This is a genomic window from Mesorhizobium sp. A623 (assembly GCF_054489405.1).
Genome location: NZ_JBTMXB010000006.1, coordinates 201,968 through 222,128, shown reverse-complemented (window position 1 = coordinate 222,128; position 20,161 = coordinate 201,968). Strand labels below are relative to the sequence as shown.

Below are 20,161 nucleotides of genomic sequence, written 5' to 3'. Positions count from 1 at the left end.
CGCTGACGCCGCAGGAAAATGCGAGTGAATGAAAGACAATCCACGCGTATCGGGAATAAATCCGGCCTCGTGAATGTGGCACTCAAGGTAGATATCGCCATCATCGGCGCGGGACAGGCGGGCCTCTCCTCGGCCTATCATCTGCAACGGCTCGGTCTCGTTCCCGGCGCCGACTTCCTCATCTTCGACCAGTCGCCGCGCCCGGGTGGCGCCTGGCAGTTCCGCTGGCCATCCCTAACCCTTACAACCGTCAACCGTATCCACGATCTGCCCGGCATGCGGTTCGAGGAGGCCGTCGACACTTCGGCCGACCAATTGAAAGCGTCAGAGGCCGTCCCCCAGTATTACACCGCCTATGAACAAGCCTTCGGCCTCAAGGTGGTGCGTCCGGTTGCCGTGAAGGTCGTTTGCGATCGGGGTGAGCGGCTACGCGTCGAGACCGACCGTGCCGGCATGTACTCCGCTCGCGGGATCATCAACGCGACAGGCACGTGGACCTCGCCCTATATCCCCGACTATCCCGGAAAAAATGTCTTCAAGGGCAAGCAGCTTCACACGCGTGACTACCGGACGGCTGATGAGTTTGCCGGACAACACGTCATCATTGTCGGGGCCGGCATTTCCGCGATCCAGCTCCTTGACGAGATATCGCAGGTGACCTCCACCACATGGACAACCCGTCGGGAACCGGAGTTTCGCGATGCCGAGTTCACGCCGGAAGCCGCGCGCGCGGCCGTTGCTCTGGTCGAGGACCGCGTCCGCAAGGGACTTCCTCCCATATCAGTCGTCTCGGTGACCGGCTTGCCCCTCACGCCGAAGATCAAGGCCATGCGCGAGCGCGGTGTCCTGAAGCGCTTGCCGATGTTTTCTCAGATTACCGAAAACGGTGTGCGCTGGCCGGACGGCTCCGAACAACACGCCGACGTTATTTTGTGGTGCACGGGCTTTCGCAGTTCGCTCGACCATCTAGCGCCGCTTCAATTGCAAGGCGAGAACGGGGGCATTATGATGACCGGCCGGTTGACGACGCAGGCGGCCAGGGATGCCCGCATCCATCTCGTCGGCTACGGTCCTTCTGCTTCAACGATTGGCGCCAACCGGGCTGGTGCTGCCGCGGCGCGCGAACTGGCGGAGTTTCTCGATCTCTTGTAGTCGCTGGATTGCCGGCTGCGGCGTTCCTATATTATCCCCGGCAGATCGACCATTCTTGAAGAAGGCGCCTTATGTCTGAAACCTGGCTTTCCTCGCTGCAAGCCGCAACGCCGCAAGAAGGCTTCGAACTCGCCACCAAACTGGCCCGTGTCGGCGTCAAGCTGACCCAGCCATCCGCTGAAATTCGAGAGAAGCAGCGTACAGCGTATGATCGCCCGTGACCCGATAGCAAGGTGGATGTGCTGATCCTGCCGCCGGCGCTTGGTGCGCCAATCACGCCCGAAGTAGCACGCCCTGTTGTGGGTTGGCTGCGCGATTGTCACGCGGCAGGAAGTGTCGTCGCTTCGGTTTGCGCAGGCGCATTCCTTCTGGCCGAAACCGGACTTCTGGACAGGCGCACGGCAACCACCCACTGGACCCTTGCCGAGGCGTCCAGCAGCCGCTTTCCACAAGTCACGCTCGATACCGATCGGCTGATCATCGATGATGGCGACATCATCACTGCGGGCGGATTGATGTCCTGGACCAACCTTGGGCTGAGATTGGTGGACCGTTTCCTCGGTTCGACAGTGATGCTTGAAGCGGCGCAGATTCTCCTGGTCGGGAACAGCGCTTTTACAGCACCTTTATCAAGCTAACGTTCGACTCCGCCGGCATTTCCCGAGCCGGGCACATATAACCGCAAACTCGTCCTCAACCGGTAGACTTATTCAAGCCGTCTAACTTGCTCAGCGATTTGTGCAGGGTGACCGCGTAGGCGACCCCGAAATGGGCGGGGGCTGGCGCGGCAACTGCACGGCCATCGAACGGCTGGGCATCACGGAGAAAGACCTGGTGCCGTTCCTCGCTCAGGTAATCCCAGATCGACTCGCCTCTTTCGGTACGTAGGCATCGAGGTAGACCAGGATGGCGATTTCTCAGGCACGGCGTCTGCAACGCCCGTCACCACCATGCCGCCGTAAGAAGGACCACATAAGGGCGCACGAAATTCGATGCTAGCCCACCTCCAGTCGGTGAAGCATCATTTACTGGGTCGATATACCCAGTCTCAGCTCGATGAGCCTCACAGCATTAAACGGTGCAGTGCTCACCGGAGCGATCCCTCCTTGAGCCACATTAGAGGTGGAAATCACGGTGATGAATCATTAAAAAGAACACTTTGCCGGGATATCGTCCGAAAAAATCAGTCGTGATTGACAGGTCCGACCATCCTTAAGCTCTGCGCTGATGGCAGCCTCGTCTTGGGGATTGATGTTATGCGGCATGTTGCGGTGTTGCAAACGTCGATGTTGGATGGTTTGCCATTTGATCCTTTCGCGCTGTTTGATGATGGCTACGGCCCTGCCGAAGTAAGCGGCTGGGGTCACGTTGTCGAGGCTCTCATGGTAGCGCTGATCGTTGTAATGTTCGACGAAAGCTCCAATCTGGGCCTCGAGATCGCGGGGCAGGAAGTAGTTTTCCAGCAGGATGTGTGCAAGCCCTGCTCTCGATGAAATCTAGCGATGGCCAAATGCAGAAACGACGACAAATCGACGAGATTAGCCCAGCAGCAGGTTGTCATCATGTCGTCATAGTCGGCACCGGCTTCGGCGGGCTGGAGACGGTCCACCGGCTCGCGGGGGGCGCCTATCAGCATTACGCTGATTGACCAGCGAAACCACCATCTGTTTCAGCCGCTGCTCTATCAGGTCGCCACCGCGTCATTGGCGACGTCTGAGATAGCTTGGCCGATACGCTACCTCTTGCTCATATGCCTGATCGGCCCTCGCCCCCCCCTCGATCCTCCGGTACACGGGCTTATCGCGCGGAAATCAACGCATCCAGCGTCTCTGGCGAGATCGCACCTGTTACCTTCAAGCTATAGTCCGTCTGAAGCTTCGTCAAAGATGCTCTCATTTCCGGACTGAATATGCCGTCGAGTTCCCCGTTGTAGTAGCCGAACGCAGGCGGCACCGTAGGGGCCGAGCGGGAATGCGACTCCGCCACCACCGTTTATCAAGTCTACGCCCCCCTCAAGGTGGCCTTCAAGCGTCAGCCAGTCTGCGAGGCCGTAACGGGCGGTGAGGGAACCCATTAGTCGCTGGTCATAGTTGTTCGATTTGATACTGACGTCGCGGCGCGGAAACCCGACTTCGGCCGAGAAATCCAGCAAACCCTTACGCAGCATCATGCTGGACGAGAACGACGAAGAGGAGCGCTACCGAACATCCATTTCGACGTGCTGCAGTAGCCCTATGTGGCGGTCGAAGAAGTGCGAACCAGATCGATCATGTCCCGCACCACGATACGGTCTTCCACGCCAAGCGCCTGAACGGCAGCGCTGTACATTACCGTGTCCTTTGGACACGCAACCACGAAAGCGTCGACGTCGCCGAGAGCGAGAGCTTCCTTAATTCGGTTCTCGCTGGGACGCTCGACCGAAGCGCTGTCATCCATCCAGATCCGACCTCCACCGGCACCGCAGCAGAAACTGTTTTCCCGGCATCGGCCCATCTCGTGCAGCCGATAGCCCGCACGGCGAATGATTTCGCGCGGAGCATCGAAGCCGCCATTGTAGCGCCCAAGGTAGCAGGGATCATGATAAGTCACGACGCTTCCGTCCGCCGGCGACGGCACCAGTTTGCCCTGCTCGAGAAGCTCCAGCAACAACTGGGTGTAGTGGACGACCTCGTAGTCGCGGCCGAATAGCCGATACTCCTGGCGCAACGCATTCAGGCTGTGAGGGTCGGTGGTCATGATGCGGTTGAAGGTGCAGGCATCGATCGTCTCGATGTTCTGCTTGGCGAGCATCTCGAACACACCCTCTTCACCGACGCGCCGTACGTCGTTGCCGCTGTTTTGTTCGCCATCATAGAGGATGCCGAAATCCACGCCGCACTCCTGCAAGGTCTGGGCGACCTTGAGTGTGATGCGCTGGATACGCGGGTCATAGGAAGCGAAATCGCCGACGAACCACAGAATGTCGACCGCCTCCTCGCGCGCATCTTTGATCTTGAAGTCGAGATCCCTGGTCCATTTTGCGCGCTGGCGGGCGGGCTTGCCCATCGAATTTCCATTGCGCTGAAGGCTGGCAAGCGAATCCTGCAACAGCGGTTCGACATTTCCCTCTTCGACCAGAGCGCGGCGCATCTCGATGATCTTGGTCATCGGCTCTATGTGAACTGGACAGACATCCATGCAGGCGCGGCAGGTGGTGCAGGCCCACAGCGTCTCTTCCTTGATCACGCCTCCTATCAAAGGGAACTTGGAGCAATTGCCCTGCTCGCGCTCGAACATGTGATCACGCAAATCCATGATCACTTTCTTGGGGCTGAGTGGCAGGCCGGCTGCGTGGGCCGGGCAGGCTTCCTGGCAGCGGCCGCATTCGGTGCAGGAAACTAGGTCGAATTTGTGCTTCCAGTCGAACTGATCGATATCGGAAATGCCGGCCCCGGCCTCCGCGTCGCCGACAGGCGCAAGCATGCCCTTTGGCCGGAGGTCGCGGAAATAAATATTGAAGGCCGCTAGGAACATGTGGCGGTGCTTCGATCCCGGAATATAGATCAAGAAGCCCAAAACGGCCGCGATATGCGCCCAGTAGAATATGTTCGTGCCCTGTGCCGCAGCACTTTGCGAGACCCCGAGCTTGCCGAGCAGAGCCGCGATGCCGCTGCTGATCGGCCTCCACCCGGAATCCTGACCGATTGCCGCGATGTGAAAGGCGTTTTCAAGCAGCATGGTGAGAACGACGCAGGCCACAAGGACATAGATGATCCAGGCGTCCGTCGCGTTCGAGCCCTTGAACCGGGCCGGCTTCAGCACCGCGCGTTGATAGGCCGCCATCAATAGCGCGATCAGGATCAGGGCGGCGAAGAATTCCTGGCCGAGCGCGATCCAGCTCTCGCCACCTATCCGGGCCAGCGAAAACCCGGGGAAAAGACCGGAACCGAAGCTCTGGATGATCGCGGTGAACAGAAACAGGAAACCGAAAAAGAGCATCGCGTGGAGCGTGCCGGAATAACGCTTTTTGAGCAGGCGCCGATGCAGGCCGATGTCGGCGACGACGCCCGCCGCCCTTTGCTCGGGATGGTCGACACGGCTTACCGCCGGTGCCCGGAAAACAGGCGCCAGAACCTTGTAAAAACGATAGCCGGAGGCAGCCAGCGTTGCGGCGAGCAGGACAAGAACCGCGATCTGCGTGGAAAGCACGTCAGCCTGCCTTCTTGCTCAGGGCTTCCTTGAACGCAGGCAGGAAGTCGGCGACATCGACGGTAGCCCCTATATGAGCATGGTCAAAGATAGGTGCGTTGGCATCGGTGTTGATGGCGACGATCAACTCGGCGCTGCCCATTCCTTCGATGTGTTCGGGCGCGCCTGAAACACCGAGGGAAAGATAAAGCTTGGGTTTCACCTTGCGGCCGGACTTGCCCACTTGGCGCTCCTTGGGTAGCCAGCCGGCATCGACAATCGGACGGCTTCCGACCAGTTCAGCGCCCATCAATTCCGCGGTTTCACGCGCTTCCTCGATGGCGTCTTCGTCGCCAATTCCGCGGCCGACGCATAGAAGCCGGCTGGCCTTGGTGATGTCGATGGCGTTGGGATCGGGCTCGCTCGACGAAACGAATGTCAGCGATTTTGGTGCGGTGCCCGTGGGCGCTGCAAGTTCAACCGTCTTGGCAGTGCGACCCTTTCCGGCTTCTGCCTCCCGGAACGCACCGGCATTGACCAGAAGAACCGCTGGCAGGGCGGCCGATGCCGTCGACACGAGCTTGCCGCCATAGATGTGGCTGTCGACTTCCACCTTGCCGCCCGCAAGGCGAACGGCCGTGCAGTAGCTCAACAAGGGCAAGTCCCGGCGCATGGCGACGACCGGGCCAAGATCGAGGCCCGAGGTGGTGTAGCCGAACAGGATCAAGTCGGGTTTGCACTCTTCAATCGCCCGGTCCAGCCACGCGCCGTGCTCGGACGGATCGTAATTCGGCGATGCCGCCCCGTGCAGGATACGGTCGGCATCCATGTCGCCGGCTGCTTCAGGGCCGGCACCGAACAGCGCCAGATCCACAGTCCCGTCGACACCCGCAAGGCCGCGTGCGCCATTGGCCAGTTCGCGCGAAAAAGAGGTAGGCGCGCCGTTTTCAAGATCGACATAAACGAGAATCTTCATGTCAGGCTCCCACCAATCCGCGTTCCGCGAGCAAGTCTACAAGCTTTTCAGCAACTTGCTCCGCCTTTCCGTCGATCATCTGGGCCCGCGTCCCACGCTCCGGTACACTCAGGCGCGACACGGACTGGGCGTCGAAACCGTCGGGAACGGCGGAGGTCACGGTCTCGATGGTTGCCGACGCAGCCTGGCGCAGCTTGCTGCCCGAAACATAGCGCGGCGGCTTCGATGCGGTCTGGATGCCGAGAACCACAGGGGGCGTCACGGCGAAGCGCGCCGAATGACCGCCGCTGTATTCCTGATTGACGGTCATGGTTCCCTCTGCGAGGCTTATTCCGTTGACGGCGTTCAATGTCGGCCACCCCAACGCGCCCGCCACAAAGGGAGCCAACTGGCCGAACACGTCCTCCGGCGTCTGCACGCCGGTCATGACAACGTCCGCGCCTAGATTCTTCAGAACCGAAACAAGCAGGTGCGCGACGGTGCGCGATCCGACCACCCCTTCCAGGTCGTGCTGCACCAGGATAGCGTCGTCGGCGCCACGCGCGATTGCCGTCTGCAACTGTCGCTCGGCACCGTCACCCGCCATCGCAATCGCGGTAACCCGGGCACCGGCCTGTTCTTTGATCAGGACGGCTTCTTCGAGCGCATGGTCATCGAATTCGTTCAGCTTCAGCCCGACCCATTCCCGGTCAATTTCGGTCCCGTTCTCGGCGATCTCCAGCTCTTCGGCCAGATCCGGTACGATACGCAATATAACCGCAATATGCATTCGACCTCTTCCCTAAAATCGCACAGGATAGCGCTGCGCACGCATGTTCGACCGCCCCGTAAACGGTGCCGTCATCGGACCGCCGGAGCATAGAAGAGCCCCCTATCAAAAATGTCAACGATAATGTCAACATTATTGTCATGATTGATTTGCTGTGCAAAGGTGCGTGTCGGGAGAGCGACAGCACCGCGCCGCGCCTACACAAATCACAGGAGGAAGCCGAATGACAACGACGGTCAACAAGCCACCCAAGATAGCCGATGTGCTGATCATAGGCGCGGGGGCATCCGGCGCCGTGGCGGCCAAACATCTTGCGGAAAACGGCATCCAGGTTGTCTGCCTCGAACAAGGTGGCCGCGTCGATAATTCGGAATTCTGGGGCAACAAGCCGGAATGGGAACTGATGTCGCAGAAGCGCTGGCATCCCAATCCCAATGTCCGCGACCTGGAGCAGGACTATCCAGTGGACACGTCGGAATCGGACGTGAATCCGCTGATGTATAGCGCGGTTGGCGGCAGCACGATCCTTTATGCGGCCCACTGGCAGCGGTTTATGCCTTCGGATTTCCGAGTAAAGACGCTGGATGGCGTCGCCGACGATTGGCCCTTCACCTATGAAGAACTTGAGCCGTTCTACGAACAGATGGACGTGGAAATGGGCACTTCCGCCCTTAACGGCGATCCGGCCTATCCCCCGGGAAAAGCCGCGCCGCTGCCACCGCTGCCGATCGGCAAGATCGGGATGAAGGCCGCCGAAGGCATGAACAAGCTCGGCTGGCATTGGTGGCCCGCCCCCAACTCTATTCCCTCCAAGCCCTACGGCGGCCGCAACCAGTGCGTGCGGTGGGGTACCTGCCTGACGGGCTGCCCGGAACGGGCAAAGGCGTCGGTAGACCACACCCATTGGCCAGACGCTGTCAAGAATGGTGCGATTTTGATCACTGGCGCGCGCGTGCGCGAAATCACGGTCGATAGCGAAGGGCTCGCCAATGGCGCAACCTATATCGATCGCCAGGGACGCGAGCGGCACCAGAAGGCGCAGATCGTGATCGTCTGCGCCAACGGCATCGGCACGCCGCGCCTGCTGCAACTGTCGAAGTCTGACCGCTTCCCCAAAGGCCTCGCCAATTCCTCGGGGCTAGTCGGCAAGAACCTGATGATGCACCCCTATGCGGCTGTCACCGGCTATTTCGACGACCCCCTGGAAAGCTGGCTCGGGCCGGCCGGCCAGACCATCCAGTCGATGCAATTCTATGAGACGGACAAGGCGCGCGGCTTCGTGCGCGGCGCCAAGTGGCAGGTCATGCCCTCCGGCGGCCCGCTGGGCATGCGAGCAGCCTATGGCGGCAAGCCGTTGGAGGAGGCCTGGGGCGCAAACCTGCACCGCAATACCCGCAAGGTGTTCGGCCGTGCATTCGAATGGGGAATCATCGCCGAAGACCTTCCCGATGAAGCAAACGCCGTCGTTCTCGATCCTGTCTTGAAGGACAGCGACGGAATTCCGGCACCCAAGATTATCTACAAGAACTCCGACAACACCAGGAAGATGATCGATTTCCATCTGGAGCGGGCCAAGGAGGCAATGCTTGCCGCCGGCGCCACCGACATTTCCACGACCCCGCTGATGCGCGATTGCGGCTGGCATTTGATGGGCACAGCCAGGATGGGCACCGATCCGGAGCGGTCGGTGGTCAACCAGTACGGGCAATCCCACGACGTGCCCAACCTCTACATCTACGACGGCAGCGTCTTTGTTACCTCGTCTGGATTCAATCCGACCGGCACGATCATGGCTGTCGCCTTACGCTGCGTTAAAAATCTCATCGCCAATCGTCGCAACCAAAAGGTGGCAGCATGAGCCAGTTCGACCAATCCCTGCGCGATACGTTCGCGGCCATCGCCGACGTGCTGATTCCGAATGCGGAGGGCATGCCTTCCGCCAGCGAGATGAATGTGCAGGGCGACATGCTCGACCACATTCTGGGGCTACGACCGGATTTGCGCGAGAATTTCATGCGCGGCCTGAAAAAGGCGGCGGGTCGCGATGCATCCGAGGCCGCGAACGACTTGAACCAGACCGATGCTGCCGCCCTTTCGGCCATCGGGCTGGTTGCCTCCGCCGGCTACTACATGATGCCCCCGGTTCGTGAACTGATCGGATATCCGGGACAGCAAAGCCGTCCCGAAAGCGATCCCGACGCCGTCCCGCCTTACGTGAAAAACGGCATGCTGCAACAAGTGATCGACCGGGGTCCCATTTTCCGGCCGACACCGAAATAATCAACCGCATTCCAGGGAGGAAGTTATGGCTACCACACCACTGTCCGGCGCTCGGGCCGGTCGGGACGAAATCGCAGATGTCTTGATCATAGGGGCCGGACCATCCGGCTCGGTAACCGCAAAGCATCTGGCACAGGCCGGGTTCAAGGTGGTCGCCTTGGAACAGGGACATATGCCCGACGCCAATCGCTATCCCGGCCGACGACCAGAATGGGAACTGGTGACACAGAAACAGTGGCACCCTAACCCCAACTTCCGCGACATGCCGCGCGACTATCCGATCAACACCTCTGAATCCGACGTCAATCCGCTAATGTTCTGCGGCGTCGGCGGCAGCGCCACGCTGTACGCGGGCCACTGGACGCCGTTCATGCCTTCGGATTTCAAGGTGAAAACGCTCGACGGCGTGGCCGACGACTGGCCGTTTTCCTACGAGGACCTCCTGCCCTATCTGGAAGTCATCGAGCACGAGGTCGGCGTATCGGGCCTTGGCGGCAATCCGGCCTACCCGCCGAAGCTGGCCTATCCGACGCCGGCGCTGCCGATCGGCAAGGTCGGCAGCAAGGCTGCCGAATGCATGGACAAGATGGGCTGGCATTGGTGGCCCGGTACCAACGCCATCCCCTCGGTTGCCTATAACGGCCTCAATGCCTGCGTGCGGCGTGGCACCTGCATGAGCGGCTGCCCCGAAGGCGCCAAATCCACCACCGACATCACGCATTGGCCGCACGCTCTCAAGGCCGGGGCAAGGCTGGTCACCGGCGCGCGCGTGCGCGAAATCACCGTCGATGACCGGGGTCTTGCTACCGGCGCCATCTATATCGATGAAAACGGTCGCGAGCGGCACCAGAAGGCCCACACCGTGATCCTGTGTGCAAACGGCATCGGCACGCCGCGCCTCCTGCAACTGTCGAAATCGGCGCGCTTCCCGGACGGGCTGGCGAATTCCAGCGGCCTTGTCGGCAAACGGCTCATGATGCACCCCTTCTCGGCGGTGCAGGCAACCTTCGAAGAGGATCTGGAGTCCTGGCGCGGGCCGTTCGGGCAGAACGTATCGTCATATGAATTCTACGAGACCGATGAAAGCCGGGGTTTTGTGCGCGGTGCAAAGTGGGGCGCTATGCCCGGCGGCGGCCCGTTGGGGGCGACTAGTTTTGTCGGCTCCAAGGTTTTCACCGACCCAAATGCGCAGGTCGAGGATATGTGGGGCACCAACCTGCATGATCTTGTGACGCGCCGCTTCGGCCACACCATGGTCTGGGGGATCATCGGCGAGGATCTGCCCGAAGAATCGAACCAGGTGCTTCTGGACCCTGACCTGACCGACACGGACGGAATTCCCGCGCCAAAGCTCATCTACAAGGTTTCGCAGAATTCGGAGAATATGCTGAAATTCCACGAAGAGCGCTGCGTCGAAGCTTGTAACGCCGGAGGCGCAATCGAGACTTCGGTCGTGCACCAGATGCCCGACACGGGATGGCATCTGCTTGGAACCTGTGTAATGGGCAAGGATCGCGAAACATCAGTGGTCAACGAGTGGGGTCAGACACACGACGTCCCGAACCTGTTCGTGTTCGACGGAAGCACATTCCCGACTTCTGGAGGGCTTAACCCGACGGCCACCATCATGACCGTCGCACTGCGCCAGACCCGGCGCATGATCGCCGAACGTCGCAACCAGGAGGCCGCATGATGTCCGCCGCAAAACTCACGCCGGAAATGCGTACCCTCTTCGGTCAGGTCGCCGATATGCTGATACCGGCTTACAAAAAATTTCCTGCAGCAACCACTGTCGGCGTGCACCAGAAACTGCTCGACGATGTGCTGGGGTTCAGGCCCGACCTGGTCGAGGCATTCCTGCGCGGCCTTGCCAGGATCGATGCGAACTCGCTTTCGAAAAGCGTCAATACGCTTTACCGAGACGACTCCGACGCTTTTAACGCCATAAGCTTGGCCGCGTCCGGAGGCTACTATATGGCGCCGGATGTACGCACAGTGCTTGGTTATCCGGGTCAGGAATCCTTGACCTACGATCCGCGCGAAGTCGCTGATTATCTGACCGACCATATGCTGGAACGCGTTGCCCGCCGAGGTTCGTTCTACCGCCCGACCCCTGCGACTTGAACCTTTACCGGTCGCGCGGCCTGTGTCGCGCGACCCTTTTCATGAAGGTCCATGGGTGACAATACCTCGCTGCGAACCCGCCGATCCTCGGCCGCGCGCACCGCGCACGAAGCTGCCGATCGGCACAATCGACACGCATTTCCATGTCTTCGGCCCGATCGAGGACTATCCCTTCGATTCGGCCCGTGGGTACACCCCGCCCGACGCGAGCTTAGCTCAATACGAACATCTGGCAGGTCTGCTCGGCTTTTCCCGCGCCGTTGCGGTGCAGCCTAGCGTCTACGGCTTCGACAACAGCCGAATCCTGGCCGCCATGCGCGAAGCGACAATGCCCATGCGCGGCATTACCGTCATCGATCCCGGATTGCCGGAAAGCCAACTTGTTCGTCTGCATGAACAGGGCATACGCGGCGTGCGCATCAATCCGGTGTTCACGGCCAAGGCCGGTTTTTCCATCGCCAAACCTCTGGCAGACCGGGTTAGGCATCTCGGTTGGCATCTGCAATTCCTGGCCGACATATCCCAGATCGACGATCTCGCAGGCAATATCGAAGCGCTCGACATACCAGTGGTGTTCGATCATCTGGGCCATATACCCACGCACAAGGGAACCGGGAATTCCGGGTTTCAGGCCCTACTCGAGCTTGTCCGCGAGGGGCGTGCGTGGGTCAAGCTTTCGGGGGCTTACCGCATCACGGCGCAGCATACACCGCCGCCCTATAGCGATGTCGCACCCTTTGCCGAAGCCCTTGTCTCCGCAAATCCAGAACGCATCCTGTGGGCAAGCGATTGGCCGCATCCTTCGATCGCGGTTCCGATGCCGAATGATGGCGATCTGACCGACATGGCGCTCGGCTGGGTTTCCGATCCGGATATCCGTCAGAAGCTTTTCGTTACGAACGCAGAGCGACTTTATGGATTTGAGTCGGTCATGCCCACCCATACCGCTCACGAAGGCTAAAGCCGATGCACAAATACATCCTGATGGCATTGGCGGCCGGTGCGGTGCTGCCCATCCAGGCGTTGATCAACGGACGCTTGTCGGCGGGCGTCGGCGGCGCTTTCCTGGCCGGGAACATTTCCTTTGTCGTTTCAGCCCTCGTGCTTGCGCTGATTCAACTGGGCATGAACCATCCTTTGCCCTCGCTCGGGCAGGTTTCGGCCATCCCGCTCTGGGCCTGGGTCGGGGGGGGCGCTGGGTGCCGTCTATATCGTCGGTTCGATTGTTAGCGTGGGCGCTATCGGCACCACCTCGGCCATTTGCCTGATCATCGTAGGGCAGATCGCGGCGGCACTTATTGTCGACCGCTTCGGTCTGCTCGGCGCGGTCGGCCATCCGCTGACCCTGTTTCGCCTGTTGGGAGCATGCCTGGTGGTCGCAGGCGCGGTCATCGTCGTTCGCGGATAATAAAAAAAAGGCAGGGCCGACGCGGACACTGTCCACGTCAGCCCTGCCTGATGTCATCAGCCGGCGATGGCGGCGGCGGCGGCGCTGGCGATCGCCTCGTCATCCGGCGGCATGCCGCCGGCAACGCCGACAGCCCCGATCACCTGATCCTTGCGGGTAATCGGCACCCCCCCAGCGAAGACGACCAGCGGCTGGCGATGTGAATTCTCCATGCCATAGAGCGGCGCCCCCGGCTGAACCAGAGCCATCACGTCGCCGGTCTTCATGTTCATCGAACGCGCGGTGTAGGCTTTGCCCTGCGAAATTTCGATGCTCGCCAAAAGCGCGCCATCCATACGCACGAAACCCAGAAGGTTGCGCCCATCATCGACAATGCTGATGCTCGACGGCGAATTCAATTCGCGCGCCTTCTTCAATGCGGCCTGAAGCCCGGCGAGTACCTGATCGGTAGTAATCGTCATATCATTCTCCTTGATGTTAAGCTGCGATTTCAGTTCCGCGTCCCCCCATGGAGATCGCGAGTAGCTGGTCGTAATTGCAGGCCGTCTTCGGCGCGTCGTGAACCACCGCGCCGTTACGGATCACCAGGACCCGCTCTGCAAGCGACAGGATTTCCTTGGTCGAGGACGAGATGACGATCACCGCCGCGCCGCTTTCGGCCATGCGCAGGATGATGTCGTAGATTTCTTTGATCGCCCCCACATCCACCCCGGAGGTCGGCTCGACGAAGACATAGACGCGAGCACTGGCCTTCAGCCATTTGCCGATGACCGCCTTCTGCTGATTGCCTCCGGAAAAGAACTTTACCGCCGTGTTGGGCTGGCGAGGGTTGACGTTCAACTGGTTCATCACCTCGGTGCCATAGGCCGCCTTTTGCCGTCCAAGCACGAGCCCAAGCCTCGACAGGCTCGACAGGACCGGCAGGCAGATGTTGTCGGCCATCGTTAGATTGGGAAACAGTGCTTGCTTGCGCCGGTCTTCGGGGATGATCGCCACACCCGCCGCGCGTGCAGCCGGCGGGTTTGCGATCTCCGCAGCCTTGCCATCTATCCGGATGACGCCCGAACTGCGCAGGATTCCGCCAAGCGCCAGCTCTATTTGTTCCATTCCGCCGCCTACCGGGCCGGTTATACCCAAGACTTCGCCGGCATGTACCTTGAGTGAAAGCGGCTGCAGCTTGTCTGTCTGAAGCCCATCCAATTCAAGCACCACTTCGGGCTTGGAATGGCCGGTATTGTAGGTCTCAAGCTCGCTCCGGCTTCGGTCCACCATCAATTCGGTGACCCGTTCCTCGCTGATCTCGTCCCGGTCCAGGGTTGCCGAAACCATGCCGCCACGCAGAATGGTCACGCGGTCACAGATACGCTTGATCTCCGCCAGGCGGTGCGAAATGTAGATAATCGTAATGCCCTGCGAGAGGAAATTCTGGATGATCTTGAACAGAAGCTCCACTTCGGACGCTGACAGGCGCGACGTCGGTTCGTCGAGGACGATAACCTTGTATTTACGGTGGAAAAGCGTGCCGAGCATAACAAGCTGCATCTCGGCCGCCGACAGCGACTTCGCCTGCCAATGCACGTCGATATCGATGCCGATTTCGTCGAAGATGGCCTTGGCCTGTCTGTGAATTTCGCGGTCATTCATCAGGCCTTTGCCGGGTTCGTTGCCGAGCAGGACATTTTGCCCAACCGTGAAGCCGCCGATAAGCTCCGCATCCTGATACACCGCGCCCAAGCCCAACCGGTGCGCATCCAGCGGGCTGGCAATGCGTACGGCTTGACCGTCAAGCAGGATCTCCCCGCTGCTCGCCCCATAGACGCCGGTCAGTATCTTGATCAGCGTCGACTTGCCCGCGCCGTTCTCGCCCAGCAGGCCGTGTACCTCACCGCGGCGAAATCCGAGGTCTATGCCCTTGAGAACCGTGGTCCCGCTGAAGTCCTTGACGAGGTTGCGAACCTCAAGCAGCCATTCCGACATTTCGGCCTCCGATGGCTCAGATGAACTTGAGGTGGATTTCTTCGCGGTTCAGCATCGCATTCGCGCCAACGGCAAGGATGAGGATGAGGCCCGAAAAGAGCTGGCGCGCGGCAAAGGGAAAGCCGACCATATTCATCCCGGAATTGACCATGTAGATGAAGAAGACACCGAGCAGCGTGCCAAACACATGCGGCTTGCCCTTGCCGAGAACGGTCGCGCCAAGGAAGACGGCGGCGAAAGCCTCCAGCAAGTATCCTTCGCCGCCCACGGGCTGCGCGGACGTCGAAACCGAAGTTAGGATGACACCGCCGATCGCCGACATAAGGCCCGCGAACACAAACGCCAGGATCAGCCAGCTATAGACTTTGACGCCGGAGTAATATGCTGCCATCGGGTTGTCGCCGACGGCGATGATGTAATGACCAGGTTTGGTGCGGGTCGCCACGATATGCATGATGGCCACGACCCCCAGCAAAATCAGGACCGGGAAGGCGACGAAGCCGATCTTGCCCTGGCCAATGAAGCGGAAGGCGGTTTCGCCGTAATCGACCGCGATCTGATATCCGTCGGTCAGGAATATGTTGATGCCCCCGAGTACGAACATCATGCCGAGTGTCACCACGATCCCCGACAGCCGTCCGTAGGTGACCAGGAAGCCATTTGTCAGGCCGATAAGCGCGCCGACGCAAAGCGCACCGACGATTGCCGCCCATGGCCCGACCACCGGTATGAGAAAAGCCGTGACGATGGAACTGGTGGTGACGGTGAGCCCGACCGAAAGATCGAAGCTGCCGCCGACGACCACAAAGGTCAGTCCAACCGAAACCAGACAGCTGATGATCATTGAAAACAGAATGTTGTTGAAGTTCGACAACGTCAGGAAATAGGGCGATGCCAGCGCGAAGCCGATCCCCGTGGCCACGATAACGGCGATGGTTCCCCAGCGGCGCAGGAAACTGACAATAAACGGGGTTTTCCGATCATTCGAACTCCCCTGCGCCTGAGCTTTCACAGGGCTTGCTTCCAGGGCTGACTCTGCCATATCGACCTCCGAGCCGCGATGCGGGCTCATTCAACACGCATTCTGGAATTAATTGTAGACGCCGCCGTCGATCGTGATCGACTGCGCTGTCATGTAGGAAGATTCGTCCGATGCCAGGTAGACGAAAAGCGGGGCGATCTCACTCGAGACGGCCTGCCGGCCCAGCGGCACGACGGCGGAAACCACCTTTGCCTGCTCGTCGGCACCACCCATGAAATTGATCGCGGGCTGGTTGAACGCCGTATCCACCCAACCGGGGCAGATTGCGTTGACGCGGATATTGTCGGCGGCCAATTCCATGGCGAGGGCCGTGGTGAAGGCAATGACCGCGCCTTTCGATGCGGAATAGGCCGTCAAGCCCGAACCGCCGCGCTTGCCGGCCAGCGACGAGGTGTTGATGATCGAGCCCTTGCCGTTCTTCTTGAGGTGCGGGATCGCATACTTCGCTCCAAAGAAATGAGCGCGCGAATTGACCGCGAACAGCGCATCCCATTTGGCCGCATCGAACCCGGTAACGGCGCCGGAATGCTGAAGGCCGGCATTCTGGCACAGCACGTCCAGCCCGCCCAGCCAGGCAACACCTTGATCGATCAGGTTGCGCACGCTGTCTTCGGAGGTGACATCGACCTTGATGAAGTGGACCGATGCGCCGAACTCGCGCGCCGTCTCGGCGCCGGCGTCGTCGCGGTCGCCGATGACGACGCGAGCGCCCTCGGCCACGAAGCTTTTGACAGCCTCCTTGCCGATATTGCTAACCGCTCCGGTGATGATGATGCGTTTTCCCGCAAGACGTCCGGTCATGATCGAGGTCTCCAGCCGTGGCTCTGCTATTTCATATCGGACAGAAGTTGGCCGCCGCGGCCCCAACTGTCTTCATCGACTTCATTGATGATCACATGTACGCGCTCTTCGGCCGATCCGCAGACATCGACGAGAACTTCCGTCATGCGCCGCACGATCTCGCGCTTCTGGTCAATGGTTCGCCCATCCTTGATGTTTACTTGTACCACAGGCAATTGATGCCCTCCATGTATGGTTCTTATTCGATTCCGATTGGAAGGACCGGGCAACAATTGCCCGGCCCTTTTCGCAAAGGGCTTAGCCCCCGTATGGCTTCAGGAAGGCAATAGCCTCTTCGTCCATCTTCTGGATCTCAGCCAGAGCCTTGCTCGCCTGGTCTTTGGGGATCACGGTGACGGGAACGCGGCTCTGGTAAGGAGGCACTGTCTCGCCCTGGCCAAGCTTGATCGCGATGTCGGCTACCTGCTCGCCCATCAGGTGCCAAGGCACGTCGGTCGAATACTCGATCGGCGATTCGGGTCGCACCATCTCTTCCAGCAACTGGTTCGAGCAGTAATGGTTGAAGATGCGCACGTCCGTACGGTTCATCTGCTTAAGCGCCTGCGCGGCCCCGATCGACAAAGGCCACCACCAGGAAATGATACCGGTGAGCGAACCTGGCTCCGGGTTGGCCTGGAGCAGCGACAGGACGTTATCACGGCCTTTCGAAATCTGGTCCTGCGTCGAGACGCTGCCGGACATGAATGGCAGGATTTTCATCCGCGGCTCGTAGGTCGCCATGAGGGAGAACTGATCGGCTTCCTGATCGAAGGGCGTATAAAAGCCCTTGCTTTCCGCCGTCTGGACAAAGGTTCCCTGGCGGCCCGTGACGTTCTGCACGTGATAGGCGAGCGTCGAGCCGGTTGCGTAGGTGTCCTCGGTTACGAAGGCCGAATCCTTGACGGGAACGGCGAAGCCGACCGTCTTGATGCCGCGCTTCTGGGCTTCATCCACCAGATAGGCGGTTTCGGATTCGAGCGAGTAGATGCCCAGAACCAGAACGTCGATTTCGCGGTCCAGAAGGGTGCGGGCCGAATCCTGCTCACTCTGCTTGCTCGGCGTACCGCGCACGGTCACGACCTCACCGCCCGCTTCGACCACCTTCTTGATCAGCGTATAGCAGCCGCGACGCCAAGGCTGGTTGAAGGGACCATAGTTCAGGCCAAGGCCCACGCGCACCTTCTTGCCCGACTGGGCAAAAGCCGGCTTGGCCAGCGTGGAACTCAGCAAGCTAGCGGCAGCCAGCGTTCCTCCGGTTGCCGTCAAAAAGCGACGGCGGCTCACCCCTGTAACAGCCGTCTCATTCTTATTATCTTCAGACATTGCTTCCTCCATTGACACCCTGTCGGGCCTCTTTTAGCGGACGGTTTGCTCCGATCCGCCTGTCTCCAATTCCAGGCCGCCTAACTCATCGAGAAACTCGGCGATGAGCCGTGTCGCGCGGTCAGGCTGCTCCATCGTGAAAAGGTGTGCGGCATCCTCCAGAAGGGCGAAGCGCGCGCCGTCTATGCGCTCTCCCAAAGCCTGCATCGATTCCGGCGTGGCCGAAATATCCTGCGCCGCCGCGATAAGAAGGGTCGGCACCGAAATCATTTCGGCGACCCCCTCCAGGTTCATGTCGCGGATGGCCGCTGCACACCCTGCATAGCCCTGCGGCGAGGTCCTGCCCACCATCTGGCGCACCGCGTCGGTCACATCGGGATGGGCCGCCCGGAAGCCCAGCGTCAGCCATCGGTCGACGGTCGCCTCCACCATCGGGCCGATGCCCGTCGATCGTGCAGCCAACACGCGCTCGTTCCAGAGGTCGGATGGTGCGGAAGCAAATGTCGCGCACAAGACGAGGCTTTCGACACGGTCGGGAGCGCGAGCCGCCAGGACCTGCCCGATCATCCCGCCCAGCGAAAGTCCGACAAAATTCATCCGCTCTATATCGAGGACGTCCAGGAGCCGAAGAGCGTCGTCCGCCAGAAGATCGAGCGTGTAGTCTCCGGCGGTCGCCTCAGTCTGGCCATGGCCGCGGGCATCGAAGCGCACGACGCGGTAGTTTTCAGCCAGCACTTCGGCCTGCTTTGCCCACATCGTCATGTCTGCGGCGAGGCTATTGGCCAGAACCACCACAGGCGAATCCGGTGACCCCTTTTCGTCCACTTGGACAAAAATACCGTTGACCCGCAGTCGCTTCAAACCTGGCCTCCCTCGTCGAAAGCGCCGTCGCTATAACGTGCTTCTCGCCATCTGATTTCATGCTAACAATCTTGTCAACAATTTTGTTGCGTCTTTTGCCGACATATGGCCAATTACTCATCAGCATGGGAGAACACATGGACGTCGAAACAATAGTCATCGGTGCCGGGATCGTCGGACTGGCTGTTGCCCGACGATTGGCGATGCTGGGAAAAGAGGTCTTGCTCATCGAGGAATCCGATGCGATCGGCACGCACACATCCTCGCGGAATTCGGAAGTGGTCCATGCAGGGCTTTATTACGTTCCTGGCAGTCTGAAGGCTCGGCTTTGCGTTTCAGGACGTGAGGCGCTCTATGCCTATTGCGAACAGCGCAATGTTCCAGCCAAGGCCATCGGTAAATTGATCGTGGCCGTTTCGGAGACCCAGATTCCTATGCTGGAGGCATTGCAAAAACGAGCCACAGCAAATGGCGTCGGCGATGTCATCTTTCTGGACAGGGCAGATGCGCGTCGCATGGAACCGGAAGTGGAGTGTTTCGCGGCGCTTTATTCGCCATCTTCCGGCATTGTCGATAGCCACACCCTGATGCTGGCCCTCCAGGGCGATGCCGAAGCCCATGGCGCACAATGTGTCTTGCGCACCTGTGTCACCGGCATTGCGTGCCGCAAGGCAGGTTTTGGGGTTAGGACATCAGGCAGCGAAGATATGGTGCTTGAGTGCAGAAGCGTGATCAACTGCGCCGGCCTCGGCGCACAGGAAATTGCCCGTAACACCGAAGGCTATCCCCCCAATCGCATTCCGCCGCGCTTCCTGGCCAAAGGCAATTATTTCTCGGTCTCGGGCAAAACGCCTTTTTCGCACCTAGTCTACCCTCTGCCCGTCGAGGGCGGTCTCGGCGTCCATGTGACCCTTGACCTGTCCGCCCGGATGCGGCTAGGCCCGGACCTTCATTGGGTGGACAAAGTCGATTATACTCCCGACGCAAGCCTCAGGGACAATTTTTACGCCGCCGTCACACCGTTTTGGCCGGGAATAATGGACAGAGAACTCAGTTGCACCTACAGCGGCATAAGACCCAAAGTCAGCGGCCCCGGCAGCGGAGACGCCGACTTCCTGGTCGAAGGGCCGACGGATCATGGTATTGAAGGTCTTGTGAACTTCTTCGGCATCGAATCACCCGGATTAACCGCATCGCTCGCGCTTGCCGATCACGCAGCCAAAAAACTTGGTTGGAGTTAGA

General features: G+C 60.0%; 22 protein-coding genes and 2 pseudogenes. 12 read left to right on the top strand and 12 right to left on the bottom strand.

The features are described 5' to 3' along the window. Positions 1-24 precede the first annotated feature (24 nt). The 3 genes from ACX3P1_RS09030 to ACX3P1_RS09020 all read left to right on the top strand — a co-directional run bounded on the left by ACX3P1_RS09030 (position 25) and on the right by ACX3P1_RS09020 (position 1,790). Positions 25-1,152 (top strand): NAD(P)-binding domain-containing protein, encoded by a 1,128-nt coding sequence (locus tag ACX3P1_RS09030; protein ID WP_459079232.1) that lies wholly within the window; start codon positions 25-27, stop codon positions 1,150-1,152. A 71-nt stretch (positions 1,153-1,223) separates the two neighbouring features. Next, positions 1,224-1,373, top strand: a complete 150-nt coding sequence (locus ACX3P1_RS09025) for a hexameric tyrosine-coordinated heme protein (RefSeq protein WP_459079231.1) — start codon at positions 1,224-1,226, stop codon at positions 1,371-1,373. Between the two features lie 12 nt (positions 1,374-1,385). Beyond that, on the top strand, positions 1,386-1,790 hold the full coding sequence (locus ACX3P1_RS09020; protein ID WP_459079230.1) for a DJ-1/PfpI family protein: 405 nt from the start codon (positions 1,386-1,388) through the stop codon (positions 1,788-1,790). A 624-nt stretch (positions 1,791-2,414) separates the two neighbouring features. Here the strand turns inward: ACX3P1_RS09020 and ACX3P1_RS09015 are convergent. Further along, positions 2,415-2,621 (bottom strand): annotated as a pseudogene (locus ACX3P1_RS09015) (integrase core domain-containing protein); the annotation flags it as partial. Between the two features lie 41 nt (positions 2,622-2,662). Here ACX3P1_RS09015 and ACX3P1_RS09010 point away from each other — a divergent pair. Continuing rightward, positions 2,663-2,897: pseudogene (locus ACX3P1_RS09010) on the top strand (FAD-dependent oxidoreductase); the annotation flags it as partial. A 52-nt stretch (positions 2,898-2,949) separates the two neighbouring features. Here ACX3P1_RS09010 and ACX3P1_RS09005 read toward each other — a convergent pair. The 4 genes from ACX3P1_RS09005 to ACX3P1_RS08990 all read right to left on the bottom strand — a co-directional run bounded on the left by ACX3P1_RS09005 (position 2,950) and on the right by ACX3P1_RS08990 (position 7,064). After that, positions 2,950-3,048, bottom strand: a complete 99-nt coding sequence (locus tag ACX3P1_RS09005; protein ID WP_459079244.1) for a peptidoglycan binding domain-containing protein — start codon at positions 3,046-3,048, stop codon at positions 2,950-2,952. 336 nt (positions 3,049-3,384) lie between these two features. After that, entirely contained in the window at positions 3,385-5,340 is a 1,956-nt protein-coding gene (locus tag ACX3P1_RS09000) for a heterodisulfide reductase-related iron-sulfur binding cluster (RefSeq protein ID WP_459079229.1), read from the bottom strand. Between the two features lies 1 nt (position 5,341). Further along, positions 5,342-6,295 (bottom strand): electron transfer flavoprotein subunit alpha/FixB family protein, encoded by a 954-nt coding sequence (locus ACX3P1_RS08995; protein WP_459079228.1) that lies wholly within the window; start codon positions 6,293-6,295, stop codon positions 5,342-5,344. Between the two features lies 1 nt (position 6,296). Then, complete coding sequence (locus tag ACX3P1_RS08990; protein ID WP_459079227.1) at positions 6,297-7,064, bottom strand: electron transfer flavoprotein subunit beta/FixA family protein; 768 nt, start codon at positions 7,062-7,064, stop codon at positions 6,297-6,299. Positions 7,065-7,287: 223 nt separating this feature from the next. Here ACX3P1_RS08990 and ACX3P1_RS08985 point away from each other — a divergent pair, with 223 nt between their 5' ends. From ACX3P1_RS08985 to ACX3P1_RS08955, 7 genes are read left to right on the top strand one after another with little or no spacing between them, the layout of a single operon-like run. Next, on the top strand, positions 7,288-8,922 hold the full coding sequence (locus ACX3P1_RS08985) for a GMC family oxidoreductase (RefSeq protein WP_459079226.1): 1,635 nt from the start codon (positions 7,288-7,290) through the stop codon (positions 8,920-8,922). After that, positions 8,919-9,344, top strand: coding sequence for a hypothetical protein (locus tag ACX3P1_RS08980; RefSeq protein WP_459079225.1), 426 nt, complete (start codon positions 8,919-8,921; stop codon positions 9,342-9,344). The genes ACX3P1_RS08985 and ACX3P1_RS08980 overlap by 4 nt, the downstream gene beginning before the upstream one ends. A gap of 25 nt (positions 9,345-9,369) precedes the next feature. Continuing rightward, on the top strand, positions 9,370-11,037 hold the full coding sequence (locus ACX3P1_RS08975) for a GMC family oxidoreductase (protein WP_459079224.1): 1,668 nt from the start codon (positions 9,370-9,372) through the stop codon (positions 11,035-11,037). Beyond that, a complete protein-coding gene (locus ACX3P1_RS08970; protein WP_459079223.1) occupies positions 11,034-11,468 on the top strand; it encodes a gluconate 2-dehydrogenase subunit 3 family protein in 435 nt (144 codons plus the stop codon). Before ACX3P1_RS08975 ends, ACX3P1_RS08970 begins: the two co-directional genes overlap by 4 nt. Before the next feature lie 55 nt (positions 11,469-11,523). Further along, the gene (locus ACX3P1_RS08965) at positions 11,524-12,429 is read left to right on the top strand and encodes an amidohydrolase family protein (RefSeq protein ID WP_459079222.1); all 906 of its coding nucleotides are present in this window, start codon (positions 11,524-11,526) and stop codon (positions 12,427-12,429) included. Between the two features lie 5 nt (positions 12,430-12,434). Further along, positions 12,435-12,698 carry a DMT family transporter gene (locus ACX3P1_RS08960; protein ID WP_459079221.1) on the top strand — a complete coding sequence of 88 codons (264 nt, stop codon included), beginning with the start codon at positions 12,435-12,437 and terminating at the stop codon, positions 12,696-12,698. 1 nt (position 12,699) lies between these two features. Beyond that, complete coding sequence (locus tag ACX3P1_RS08955) at positions 12,700-12,876, top strand: DMT family transporter (RefSeq protein ID WP_459079220.1); 177 nt, start codon at positions 12,700-12,702, stop codon at positions 12,874-12,876. A 56-nt stretch (positions 12,877-12,932) separates the two neighbouring features. Here ACX3P1_RS08955 and ACX3P1_RS08950 read toward each other — a convergent pair whose 3' ends face one another. The 7 genes from ACX3P1_RS08950 to pcaD all read right to left on the bottom strand — a co-directional run bounded on the left by ACX3P1_RS08950 (position 12,933) and on the right by pcaD (position 18,919). Continuing rightward, positions 12,933-13,337, bottom strand: a complete 405-nt coding sequence (locus tag ACX3P1_RS08950; RefSeq protein ID WP_459079219.1) for a GlcG/HbpS family heme-binding protein — start codon at positions 13,335-13,337, stop codon at positions 12,933-12,935. Positions 13,338-13,353: 16 nt separating this feature from the next. Next, complete coding sequence (locus ACX3P1_RS08945) at positions 13,354-14,853, bottom strand: sugar ABC transporter ATP-binding protein (protein ID WP_459079218.1); 1,500 nt, start codon at positions 14,851-14,853, stop codon at positions 13,354-13,356. 16 nt (positions 14,854-14,869) lie between these two features. Further along, a complete protein-coding gene (locus ACX3P1_RS08940) occupies positions 14,870-15,895 on the bottom strand; it encodes an ABC transporter permease (RefSeq protein ID WP_459079217.1) in 1,026 nt (341 codons plus the stop codon). 48 nt (positions 15,896-15,943) lie between these two features. Beyond that, positions 15,944-16,696, bottom strand: coding sequence for an SDR family NAD(P)-dependent oxidoreductase (locus ACX3P1_RS08935; protein ID WP_459079216.1), 753 nt, complete (start codon positions 16,694-16,696; stop codon positions 15,944-15,946). 26 nt (positions 16,697-16,722) lie between these two features. After that, positions 16,723-16,911: a 2-hydroxymuconate tautomerase gene (locus ACX3P1_RS08930; RefSeq protein WP_459079215.1), complete on the bottom strand. Its 189-nt coding sequence runs from the start codon at positions 16,909-16,911 to the stop codon at positions 16,723-16,725. A gap of 82 nt (positions 16,912-16,993) precedes the next feature. Then, on the bottom strand, positions 16,994-18,058 hold the full coding sequence (locus ACX3P1_RS08925) for a sugar ABC transporter substrate-binding protein (protein WP_459079214.1): 1,065 nt from the start codon (positions 18,056-18,058) through the stop codon (positions 16,994-16,996). 33 nt (positions 18,059-18,091) lie between these two features. Beyond that, positions 18,092-18,919: a 3-oxoadipate enol-lactonase gene (pcaD, locus tag ACX3P1_RS08920; RefSeq protein WP_459079213.1), complete on the bottom strand. Its 828-nt coding sequence runs from the start codon at positions 18,917-18,919 to the stop codon at positions 18,092-18,094. Between the two features lie 137 nt (positions 18,920-19,056). Between pcaD and ACX3P1_RS08915 the strand changes: the two genes are divergently transcribed. Then, positions 19,057-20,160 (top strand): NAD(P)/FAD-dependent oxidoreductase, encoded by a 1,104-nt coding sequence (locus ACX3P1_RS08915; protein ID WP_459079212.1) that lies wholly within the window; start codon positions 19,057-19,059, stop codon positions 20,158-20,160. The last annotated feature ends 1 nt before the right edge of the window (position 20,161 follow it).